An 11,206-nucleotide genomic window follows, 5' to 3' on the forward strand; every position below is an offset into this window, starting at 1 on the left:
CTCATACGGTAACCCCCAATACTTGGTTCCCCTTCAGGCGCTTGTGATTTCAACAGATCTGACTTGCCCTCTCCCCCCCGCCTTCGATTCATAGAGCATTCGGTCGGCTGCATCAATCAGCGTCTCGGGATCATCTCCTTGGGCGGGCAGAGCCGCTGCAACGCCAAGACTGATGGTGACGACCGGAGCAACGCTTGAGCCCTCATGTGAAATTGCCAAGTCGCGCACCGCAGCTTCAAGTTCCTGTGCCTTGTGAATCGCACCTTTGAGCGGAGTTTCGGGCAGCAGGCAAACAAACTCCTCGCCCCCAAATCGGGCCAGCAAGTCGGCGGGCCTCCACATGCGCGACTTCATGGCCGAGGCAACCGAAGACAGGCAATAGTCGCCCATCGGATGCCCGTAGATGTCGTTGAATCGCTTGAAGAAGTCGACGTCGATGAATACCAGTGAGATAGGCAGCGAGTTGCGTGCGCAGCGTCGCCATTCCTTGAACAACGTGCTGTTGAAGTGCCTTCGATTGCCCAGGCCCGTCAAGGCATCAGTCCGTGCAATGCGTCTGAGGAGATCCGACTTGGCCTTGAGTCGTAACTGCGTATTGACACGGACTGAGACGATTCTTGGATTGAAAGGCTTAGAAATGAAGTCAGCCGCCCCTGCATCGAGGGCGCGCGCTTCGTCGTCGACGCTGCAATTTCCTGTAAGAAATATGACCGGAATGTTCTGGGTCTCCGGGTCTTCTTTCAATTGCCGGCATACCTCCATTCCCGTCATCCCAGGCATTACCATGTCGAGAAGGACGAGGTCGGGCGGATTCACCTTGGCCCTGCTCAGTGCCTGGGCTCCGCTGGTCGCGACGAACACCTCATAGGTGTCCTTGAAGAGTTGATAGAGCGTTTGTAGCACCGCCGCCTGATCGTCCACGATCAAGACCGACGAGCGGCGCACTGGGGCCAATGCATCCTCTTCGATGTCGTCGGGCAAGTCTATGAACCCTGATTTCACGGTGCTGTCTTCCGGAATTTTTGGAGTAGCTTGAAGGCCAGTTGAAAGTCTAAGCTGCCGATCGCTGCATCCAACTCAGCTATTTCACCGCCGTGGACCCTGCCTAAATCGAAACGCAATGAATCAAACTCATCGATTGCGCGCATATTTCCATCATGCAGAAGTGTGCTCAAATTTTCGAGTCGGCGTTGCATGTCGCGGCGCGCGACCGGCCGGTCGATAACTGCAGTTTGATCCATCAATGGCGCGTGCTGTGCCAGGTAGGCCTTGAGCGCCTCTACGGACTGTTGCGCCACGGCATCCATGCTGCGAAGAAGCTCTTCAATAAAGCGCGGCGAGAGATCACCTGACTTTGCCTGCTGTTCAGCACGGTCCTCTGCTTTGCCCGCAACGTCCGCCAACAACACAGCGCCTGTCATGCCAGCATTGCCTTTGATGGTGTGCAGCAGTCGAATGGCCGCTGAGCTGTCCCGAATGCCCTCTTCATGCATTTGCTTCGGCAATGATTCAATCGCCGCGATCAAGGTTCGGATACTGCGCTGCAACAGCGCTTCACGGCCTCCGAAACGGACCAACGCCAGAGGCATGTCCAGCACGGACTGACCACCGTGAGAATTTTCATCTGATCTTGGTGGCGAGTGTTCGAGCGGCGCTGGACTCAAGCGATGGGTGTGACGTTGGACGATTTCAACCAACTCAGCAAAATCGATGGGCTTGCCGATGTGGTCATTCATGCCTGCATCAAGACATGCCTGACGGTCGGTCGGCATCGCGTTGGCGGTCATGGCAATGATGGGAATCTTCACCTGCCCGAGCTCACGTCGAATCTTGCGTGTGGCCTCGTATCCATCCATCCTGGGCATTTGTACATCCATCAACACGAGGTCAAATGGAGGCTGTGCACACCGCACCGCATCGACAGCGGCCAAGCCGTCTTCGGCCAATGAAACGGCGGCGCCTTCGTCGCTCAACAGTTCGGTGGCAACCTGCTGATTGAATGGACTGTCCTCCACCAACAGAATTCTCAGGCCTTTGAGCAACATGGCACTGACGTGGCCGGTCCGGGGGGCAACTTCGCCATTCGTTTTCATTTTCACGCTTGCTTCGGTGACTGTCTCCAGAAGCATCGAAGGTGTTATTGGCTTGACGAGGAATCCGTCCAAGGAACTATTTGAATGCTCAGCCTTCTTTGACAGGACTTCACGGCCGTGCGCGGTGACCATGATGAGCACAGGCTGGCTGTCGTTGGTGAGGCCTCGAATGCGTTCGCACACCACCCATCCATCCATTGCTGGCATGTTCCAATCCACCAGAACGACGTCAAAGGGTTGCTTGTTTGCGGTCGCGTCCGCCAGCTTGGCCAAACCTTGCGCACCGCTGGATGCCACCTGCACATGCCAGCCAAACTCATGCCCGTAGGCGCAAAGCAAGTCGAGCGACGCCGCGTTGTCGTCGATTGCCAGTACCCGCAATGCCTTGAGTAACGGTGAAATGCGTTGAGGTTCAGCGAGAGTGCTTACTTTTTCGAAAGTGACTTCAAAACTGAACAAACTGCCCTTGCCAAGCTCACTGTGCACGGTCAGGCGACCGCCCATCAAAGCCACGAAGCGCTGGCTGATGGCCAGGCCCAGCCCCGTTCCACCGAATCTGCGGGTGGTTGAGGCTTCGGCTTGCGAAAACCCTTCAAAGATCGTTTCGAGCTTGTCCGGCGGGATGCCAATGCCTGAGTCTTGAATCGAAAATTTGGCCACCACACGCTGCTCATCGTTGGCGATCGAATCGATGGAAATCACAACCTCACCGCTGTCCGTGAACTTGATCGCATTGCTCGCCAGATTGATCAAAATTTGCTTAAGGCGCAATGCGTCGCCGATAAGGTTGTTGGGAATTTGATCGGAAATCTGGAACAAGACTTCGATGTTCTTGTCGCCCACATTGGTCGAAACGATCACCGCAAGATCGTCTAGCAATTGACTCAATTGGAAGGGCTGAGGATCCAGCGTCATCTTGCCAGCGTCGATCTTGGAGAAGTCGAGAATGTCGTTCAGGATGGACAGCAGCGTCTTCGCCGCCAGTTGTGACTTGTCGACATAGTCGGCTTGGCGCGGCGTCAGATCAGTGCGCTTCATCAACTGCAGCATGCCCAGCACAGCGTTCATCGGCGTGCGCAGTTCGTGGCTCATATTGGCCAAAAATTGGGCTTTGGCCGCGCTTGCAGACTCGGCTTGACGGGTTCTAAGCCCAAGCTCATCGTTCAAGGATTGCAACGCGAGATGGGCCTGCTTGATCTCGGTGATGTCAGCCACCAGCACAAAGAATCCCCGCACCTCATTGACGTCTTTGTCGGGCACGTAGTGCCCCCAAGTATGGCTGAGCGAACCATCTGATTTCGTCAAGGAGCGCTCGAAATGCTGTGTTTCGCCACGCAGAGCAGCGTTGATGTAGGGTTCGTTCGCCGCGAACAATTCCGGGCCCAGCAATTCGGCCAACGAGATGTTGTTCATCTGCTGAGCTGATTTGCCAAACCACGCTTGATAGGCGCTATTTGAGAACTTGCAATGCAGACTTGTATCCCAGTACGCCACCAAGCCTGGCAGTACTTCGACGAGGGTATGCATGAAGCGGTTACGCTCCAACAATGCGGCTTGCGCTTGCTTACGTTCAGAGATATCAAGGTGAGTGCCTGCCATCCACTCCGGATCGCCGTTTTCAAGCCTTGACTTCAGGCTGCCGCGCGCCTGAACCCAGACCCAGTGGCCTTGGCGATGCCGCATTCGCAACTCGCAGTCGTAATACGCAATCTTGCCGTCGAAATGCTCGGTCAGGGCCGTCAATGCCGCGGCCAAGTCTTCTTCGTGACAAAGACGCTGCCATGTTGAAATGTCGACCGGGCTCAACTCGCTCAGCGTGTAACCGAGCATGCTCGCCCACCGCTCGTTCAACCTCACGGCCCCGGTGCCGACGTTCCATTCCCAGATGCCTGCACCGGTGCCTTCGATGACTGAGGCCAGGAACTGGCGCTCGGCCTCCAGGGCCTTCTCGATAGCCATGGTTTCGGTAATGTCTTCGACCGAACCTACAAAGCCAATCAATTCTTTGTCGTTGCCGACAACAGGCTTAACCCAAGCGCGCACGGTACGCACTACGCCATATGCTGGTTGTAAACGGTACGTGCGGCGAAAATCCTGGTTCGCTCTGAGGGTTGTGCGCATCTCCTCCAGGACGCGGTCGCGATCCTCGGGGTGCAGTGTTTGGCTGTAGCCGCGCCCAAGACTCTGCGATAGCGTCAGGCCATGGATCTCCTGCCACCGCACATTGGTGTAGGTGCATTCACCCTCGACATTGGCAGCGAAGATGCCCAGCGGAGAAGCGTCGCTCAAGGCGCGAAACTTGGCCTCAGTTTTGAAGAACTCCAGGGCGTCACGCCGTCGCTCCAAGGCGGCCGTTGCGGCCTGGGCGAGCAGTCTCAATACGGTGCGCTGATGGTCATTGAGGTGTCTTGGCTTGCGGTCGATGACGCACAGCGTTCCAACTTTCTCACCACTGCTCAAAGTCAGGTTGGCGCCACAGTAAAAGCGAATGTAGGGATCACTGGCGACCAATGGGTTGCTGGCGAACCTCGGGTCGTCCAACGCGTTGTCGATCTCAAACAGACCGTCCTCTAGGATGGCGTGCGCACAAAACGCAACGTCTCGCGGCGTTTGTTCGGCCTCTGGCAATCCAACTTTGGCTTTGAACCACTGGCGATCAAAGTCAACCAAGCTGACCAGGGAAATCGGCACATCGCACACGGCCGCCGCCGCCTGCACAAGCGCCTCGAACTCCGGCTCAGGCCCGGTGTCTAGGACGTTGAGGTCGAGCAGCGCCTTCAGGCGCCCGGGCTCATCCTTTCCCAACGGAGCAGCAACCATAGCGGTCCCATGTTCGTTTCTAAGGCCCCCACATTATTCATGCCTCGAAAGCCTCAATGACATCGCATATGAGCCTACATACAGGCCCTTTTCTTCGCCAACACGCAAGCAGACAAAGTTGATGACGAACGTCAAATCGGATCTTTAATGAAATTCGGCAAGTGGCCTGCTGTTGTGGCCCCGCACTCGCTCAACGGGCCTGCTTCCACTGCGCCATCAAGCCCTCCCACTTGCTACGCGCGGCCTGGAGGTGGCGGGCTTTCACATGGCCATAACCCCGAATCTCTTCGGGGATACGGGCAATGTCAACGGCCAAGCCCAAGCGCTCAGCTGTGAGGCCTTTGCTCAGGATGGCTTCGATGCTGGCGCGGTATTCGTCGATCAGGGCGCGCTCGGTCTTGCGTTCTTCGGTATGGCCGAACAGGTCGAATGCCGTGCCGCGCAGGCCTTTGAGCTTGGCCAGCAGGCCGAAGGCGGGGCGGATCCAGGCGCCCATTTGTTGCTTGACCAATTCGCCTTGTGCGTTCTTCTTGGCGAACAGGGGCGGCGCCAGATGGTGCACGATTTTGTAGTCGCCTTCGAACTGGGCGGCGATCTGATCGGTGAACTTTTTGTCGCTGTGCAAGCGTGCCACCTCGTACTCGTCTTTGTAAGCCATCAGCTTGAAGGAGTAGCGGGCCACAGCTTCGCTCAGGCGGGTGGTGTTGAGCGGCTTTTCTGCGGCGCGCACTTGGTCGACCAGGGCAAGATAACGTTGCGCGTAAGCGGCGTTCTGGTAGTCGGTGAGAAAGGCGACGCGCTTGGCAACCAGTTCGTCCACACCGGGGCGCTTGACGATGTTGATGACTTGGCTGGCCGCGAACAAGGCCCGCACTGCGGCCAGGTCGTGGGCGCAGCGGCGACCCCATTCAAAGGCCTGCTTGTTGTTGTCGATCTGCACATTGTTCAACTCGATGGCGCGCATCAAGGCCGCGTAGCTGAGCGGGATGCGGCCTTGCTGCCAGGCGTAGCCCAGCATCAGCGGGTTGGTGTAGAGCGAATCGCCGAGCAGCTTGACGGCCACTTCTTCAGCATCAAACACACCCAACTGGCTGGCGCCCACCGCCGCCCGCACGGCGCTCTCGCAGGCTGCGCCGGGGAAGCTCCAGTTGGCGTCGTTCACCAGATTGGCTGTGGGTGAGCCGTGGGTGTTGAGCGCCACATAGGTATGGCCCTCGCGCATCACGGCCAGGGTGGCCTTGTTGGCGGCCACGATGGCGTCGCAGGCGATCACCAAGCGGGCCTCGGCGGTGCCAACCTTGGTGCAATGGATGGCTTCATTGCTGTTGGCGATTTGGATGTGGCTCCAGGTTGAGCCGCCTTTTTGGGCTAAACCGGCCGCGTCTTGCGTGATCACGCCCTTGCCTTCAAGGTGGGCGGCCATGCCCAGCAACTGGCCGATGGTGATGACACCCGTACCGCCCACGCCCGCAACGACGATGCCCCAGGCGGTGTCGGCATTGGGCACCAGTGGTTGCGGCACGGCGGGCAGTTGCGGGTCAAAGGCGCTGCGGCGGCCTTCTTTGCTGGGCTTCCTTAGCGCGCCACCCTCAACTGTGACGAAGCTGGGGCAAAAGCCCTTCACGCAGGAGTAGTCCTTGTTGCAGCTGTTTTGGTTGATCTGGCGTTTGCGGCCAAAGTCGGTTTCAAGCGGCTCGACCGAGAGGCAGTTGCTCTGCACGCTGCAGTCGCCGCAACCCTCGCACACCAAGTCGTTGATGACCACGCGCTTGGCCGGGTCCACCAGCTTGCCGCGCTTGCGGCGGCGGCGCTTTTCGGTGGCGCAGGTTTGGTCGTAAATGATGACGCTGGTGCCCGTGATCTCGCGGAACTGACGCTGGAGGGCGTCCAACTCGTCGCGGTGGTGCACCGTCACGCCGGGCAACAGGGCGACACCGTCGTACTTCTGCGGCTCGTCGGTCACGATCACCAACTTGCTCACGCCCTCGGCGGTGACGCTTTGCATGATCTGCAGCACGGTGTGGCCCTCGGCCCGCTCACCCACTTGCTGGCCGCCGGTCATGGCCACCGCGTCGTTGTAGAGAATCTTGTAGGTGATGTTCACCCCGGCGGCGATGCTCTGACGGATCGCCAGCAGGCCGCTGTGGAAGTAGGTGCCGTCGCCCAGGTTGGCGAAGATGTGTTTTTCGTGGGTGAAGGCCGATTGGCCCACCCAAGGCACGCCTTCGCCGCCCATCTGCGTGAAGGTGGCGGTGTGGCGCCCGGGCATCCAGCTGACCATGTAGTGGCAGCCAATGCCGGCCACCGCGCGCGAGCCCTCCGGCACGCGGGTGGAGGTGTTGTGCGGGCAGCCGCTGCAGAACCAGGGTGTGCGGTCGGCGCCGCCGGCGGCTTTTTCTTCGGACTTGAGCGCGTTCTCCTTGCCGTCGATCAGGGCGAGCCGCTCGTTCAGGCGGGCTTCCACATCGGCGTCCACGCCCAGCTTTTTCAGGCGCTTGGCAATGGCGCGGGCGATGATGGCGGGTGTGAGGTCGGCCTGCGGGCGCAGCAACCAATGGCTGCTGGGGTTGGGCATGCTCCATTCGCCGCCGTCACCCTTTTCGTCGTCGAATTTACCCAGCACGTGGGGGCGCACGTCGCCGCGCCAGTTGTACAGCTCTTCCTTGAGTTGGTACTCAATCATCTGGCGTTTTTCTTCGATCACCAGAATCTCTTCCAGTCCCTGGGCGAAGTCGCGGGTGATGGTGGCTTCTAGCGGCCACACCACATTGACCTTGTGCAGGCGGATGCCCAGCCGGCGGCAGGTGTCGTCGTCCAGGCCGAGGTCGTACAGGGCCTGGCGGGTGTCGTTGTAGGCCTTGCCGCTGGCGATCAGGCCGAAGCGGTCTTGTGGCGTTGAAATAACGTTGTAGTTCAACTTATTGGCACGGATGTAGGCCAGCGCGGCGTACCACTTGTAATCCATCAAGCGCTTTTCTTGCTCCAGCGGTGCATCGGGCCAGCGGATGTGCAGGCCGCCTTCGGGCGTCTGGAAATCCTCCGGCAGGATGATCTTCACGCGGTCTGGGGCCACATCGATCGAGGCGGAACTCTCCACGATTTCCTGGATGGTCTTGAGCCCCGACCACAGGCCTGAGAAACGGCTCATGGCGAAGGCGTGTACGCCCATGTCGAGAATATCTTGCACGCTGGTCGGGAAGAACACCGGGAAGCCCACCGCCTTGAACACGTGGTCGCTCTGGTGCGCGGCGGTGGAGCTCTTGGCGATGTGGTCGTCGCCCGCCACGGCAATCACGCCGCCGTGCTTGGCGGTGCCGGCCATATTGGCGTGCTTGAACACGTCGATGCAACGGTCCACGCCCGGGCCCTTGCCGTACCAGAGGCCAAACACGCCGTCGAACTTGTTCTTCTCCGGAAACAGGTCCAGCTGCTGGCTGCCCCACACGGCGGTGGCGGCCAGTTCTTCATTGACGCCGGGTTGAAAGACGATGTGTTGCTTGGCCAGATGCTTCTTGGCGGCCTGCAGGGATTGGTCGTAGGTACCCAGCGGCGAGCCGCGGTAGCCGGAGATGAAGCCGGCGGTGTTCAGGCCCGCCAGCGCGTCGCGGGTGCGTTGCAACATGGGCAGGCGTACGAGGGCTTGCACACCGCTCATGAAAGCCCGGCCGCTGTCCAGCGCGTATTTGTCGTCCAGGGTGACGGTGTCCAGGGCGCGCAAGAGGTGTTCGGGCAGGGGGGCGTTCATGTGGGCGTGCTCCAGGGCTGTTGTGGCTGCGGCAGTGGCAGGGCATTTCGCACGGCGGCTTGTGGCTGCGGTGCGAGCGGTGCTACCGGCTTTTTACCGGCTCCGGCAGTGTATGAAAAGGCCTGCGCGTGGTGCTTGCTATTTGTAGCCGCAATAGTTCAACTTGAGCAACAATCTTGCTCAAATCGTTTTGATTGATATGAAATGGCTTCAAAAAATCAAACTTCAGTAAAAACCCTTGAGCGTGAAGAGGTGGCTGCGCCTTCCGGTCAGTCCGTTGGGCTGGATCGTTATGACGTCGCCATCTTGTTGGCGCTGCAGCGTGACGCACGCCTGTCTAATGCCGAGTTGGCGACCCGCATCGGCCTGTCTGCCGCGCCCACCTGGCGGCGCGTCAAGTGGCTGGAAGAGCAGGGCTACATCACCGGCTACCGGGCCGAGATCGACCGGCGCAAAGTCGGCCTGGGTGTGCTGGCTTTTGTGCGCGTGGATGCTGACCGCAACAACGGCGCCAGCACCAAGGCGCTTGAAGAGGCGCTGCGCGGCCTGCCCGAGGTGATCAGCTGCCACTACATCTCGGGCGCGGGCACCTTTGAGCTGCAGGTGATGGCAACCGACCTGGACGCGTTCTCGCGCTTTTCGATCGACACCCTGCTCAACCTGCCCAACGTCAAGGACGTTCACACCAGCTTCTCGCTGGGCGAGGTGAAGGCTGGGGCGCTCACGCCTCTGGGGCATTTAGAGATGGGTCGGGGCGGCTGAATCTGCAAAGAGGGGGGGGCCGTGAGCTTTGGGGCAAGCCGGTGCCCGTATCGCCCTCACAATCAGCCTCTGCTTTCAAAACTTGCTTGTGCATCCCATGTCTTCTCAACACGCTCGCCTGCCCTTCAGACACTTCTTGCTGGCACTGGCCGTGGTGGCCGTCTGGGGCAGCAATTTCGTGGTGATTCGCGTGGGGCTCAATGCCTTGCCTCCCCTGCTGTTCGCCGCGCTGCGTTTCACGTTTGCCGTTTTGCCGGCCATCTTTTTTCTGAAAAAGCCGCAGCTGCCCTGGCGCAATCTCATGGGCTACGGCCTGTTGTTGGGGGTGGGGGAGTTTGGGCTGCTGTTCCTGGCCATGCGGGGTCATATTTCGCCGGGGCTGGCCTCCTTGGTGATTCAGACTCAGGTGTTTTTCACGCTGTTTCTGGCGATGCGTGTGACGGGGGAGCGGGTGCAGGGCTACCAATGGTTGGCCTTGCTGCTGGCCGCTTCGGGCATTGCCGTGATTGCGCGCCATACCGATGGCAGCGCCACGCCGCTGGGTTTGTTGATGGTGCTGGCGGCGGCGTTCTCCTGGGCGTGCGCCAATATGGTGGGCAAGGCGGCGGGGCGGGTGAATATGTTGGCCTACATGGTCTGGACCAGCCTGTTCTCGGTGCCGCCCTTGTTGTTGCTGTCCTTCATTTTTGAAGGGCAGGCGGTGATGGCGCAAGGCCTGGCCCGGGCCGACGCGGTCACTTGGGCCGCGGTGGTGTGGCAGGCCGTGGGCAATACCTTGTTCGGCTACGGCGTGTGGGGCTGGCTGCTGGCACGCCATGCTGCGGCCACAGTGGTGCCCATGGCCCTGCTGGTGCCCATCTTTGGCATGAGTACGGCGGCCTGGGTGCTGGGTGAAAGCCTGCCGGCCTGGAAGATGGTGGCAGCCGCGCTGGTGCTGTCAGGCCTGGCGCTCAATCTGTTGTGGCCCCTGCGGCCCTGGCGCCGTGGCGTGGGGGCGGCGCAGCCGGTGGTGAAGGGTTGATGCAAGCCGGTTCTGCGACCGTGTGGATAGTCTTAGAACCGCGTGCCCACCGCCAGGCGCACCGCGTCCTGGGTTGAGAAGTTCTGCTGTCCGTCGCGCGTCAGGCGGATGAACCAGTGCGGAAAATCGTAGGCCACGCTCAGCCCCCAGGCGTAAACATAACCCGCGTCGCCCATGCCTTGCTTGTAGAGCAGGTCGACCGTCAGGCGGTCGCCCCCGTTCACCGGCCAGCGTGCCAGCGCATGCACATGGCGTTGCCCGGTGCCCAGGCGGTCATCGGCAATCAGAGTGAGGCTCAGGTTTTGCCCTTGCGCGCCTTGCCAGCCCACGCCTGCGGTGATCGCGTCGTTGGGGTCGAAATTGAGATTGAAATAGGGCCGCACATTGGTGCGCCCTAAGCCCATCACCGTGTACCAGGTGGTGCCCAGTTGCAGATTGATGCTGCCACCGATAAACCCTTGCGTGGCCAGTTGCAAGGAGGGTTGCAGCTGCGCCCAATCGTTCAAGGTGAAGCTGTGGTCGAGGCCAGCGCGCCATTGTTTGCCGAAGTCTGGGTCTTGGTAATAGCCGACCCAGGCATCGCTGTCGTGGCCGCGCCAGCGCAGGTTCAGGTCTTTGCCCTGGCTGCTGCCGTAGTCGTACAGCCCGGCAGTCAGCTTGAAGGGGGCGGCATCGCCCTCATCAGCCATTGCCGGGGCACTGAAACAAGCTGCAGCCACACTGCAGAATAAAACGATGGCACGTTGCTTCATTCAAGGGCTCTGA

General features: G+C 60.0%; 6 protein-coding genes. 2 read left to right on the forward strand and 4 right to left on the reverse strand.

Going from position 1 to position 11,206, the window contains the following annotated elements; genetic code table 11:
• Positions 1 to 33: 33 nt before the first annotated feature.
• From PRZ01_RS07315 to PRZ01_RS07325, 3 genes are all read right to left on the reverse strand, one after another.
• Complete coding sequence (locus PRZ01_RS07315; protein ID WP_273596114.1) at positions 34 to 981, reverse strand: GGDEF domain-containing response regulator; 948 nt, start codon at positions 979 to 981, stop codon at positions 34 to 36.
• Between the two features lie 17 nt (positions 982 to 998).
• Positions 999 to 4,913: a response regulator gene (locus tag PRZ01_RS07320; protein ID WP_276598083.1), complete on the reverse strand. Its 3,915-nt coding sequence runs from the start codon at positions 4,911 to 4,913 to the stop codon at positions 999 to 1,001.
• A gap of 190 nt (positions 4,914 to 5,103) precedes the next feature.
• Positions 5,104 to 8,658 (reverse strand): indolepyruvate ferredoxin oxidoreductase family protein, encoded by a 3,555-nt coding sequence (locus PRZ01_RS07325; protein WP_273596116.1) that lies wholly within the window; start codon positions 8,656 to 8,658, stop codon positions 5,104 to 5,106.
• Positions 8,659 to 8,862: 204 nt separating this feature from the next.
• Between PRZ01_RS07325 and PRZ01_RS07330 the strand changes: the two genes are divergently transcribed.
• Together PRZ01_RS07330 and PRZ01_RS07335 are read left to right on the forward strand one after the other, a co-directional pair.
• Complete coding sequence (locus PRZ01_RS07330; protein WP_273596117.1) at positions 8,863 to 9,420, forward strand: Lrp/AsnC family transcriptional regulator; 558 nt, start codon at positions 8,863 to 8,865, stop codon at positions 9,418 to 9,420.
• A 118-nt stretch (positions 9,421 to 9,538) separates the two neighbouring features.
• Positions 9,539 to 10,441 carry an EamA family transporter gene (locus PRZ01_RS07335; protein WP_273596186.1) on the forward strand — a complete coding sequence of 301 codons (903 nt, stop codon included), beginning with the start codon at positions 9,539 to 9,541 and terminating at the stop codon, positions 10,439 to 10,441.
• Between the two features lie 32 nt (positions 10,442 to 10,473).
• Here PRZ01_RS07335 and PRZ01_RS07340 read toward each other — a convergent pair whose 3' ends face one another.
• Positions 10,474 to 11,193 (reverse strand): hypothetical protein, encoded by a 720-nt coding sequence (locus tag PRZ01_RS07340; RefSeq protein ID WP_273596118.1) that lies wholly within the window; start codon positions 11,191 to 11,193, stop codon positions 10,474 to 10,476.
• Between the last annotated feature and the right edge of the window lie 13 nt (positions 11,194 to 11,206).

It is taken from the genome of Roseateles koreensis (genome assembly GCF_028595305.1).
Classification (GTDB): domain Bacteria; phylum Pseudomonadota; class Gammaproteobacteria; order Burkholderiales; family Burkholderiaceae_C; genus Paucibacter_A; species Paucibacter_A koreensis.

Excerpts from the sequence above, each read along its gene's own strand:
- PRZ01_RS07330 (WP_273596117.1), top strand. The coding sequence starts at position 8,863 with ATGGCTTCAAAAAATCAAACTTCAGTAAAAACCCTTGAGCGTGAAGAG.
- PRZ01_RS07340 (WP_273596118.1), bottom strand. The coding sequence starts at position 11,193 with ATGAAGCAACGTGCCATCGTTTTATTCTGCAGTGTGGCTGCAGCTTGT.
- PRZ01_RS07320 (WP_276598083.1), bottom strand. The coding sequence starts at position 4,913 with ATGGTTGCTGCTCCGTTGGGAAAGGATGAGCCCGGGCGCCTGAAGGCG.
- PRZ01_RS07325 (WP_273596116.1), bottom strand. The coding sequence starts at position 8,658 with ATGAACGCCCCCCTGCCCGAACACCTCTTGCGCGCCCTGGACACCGTC.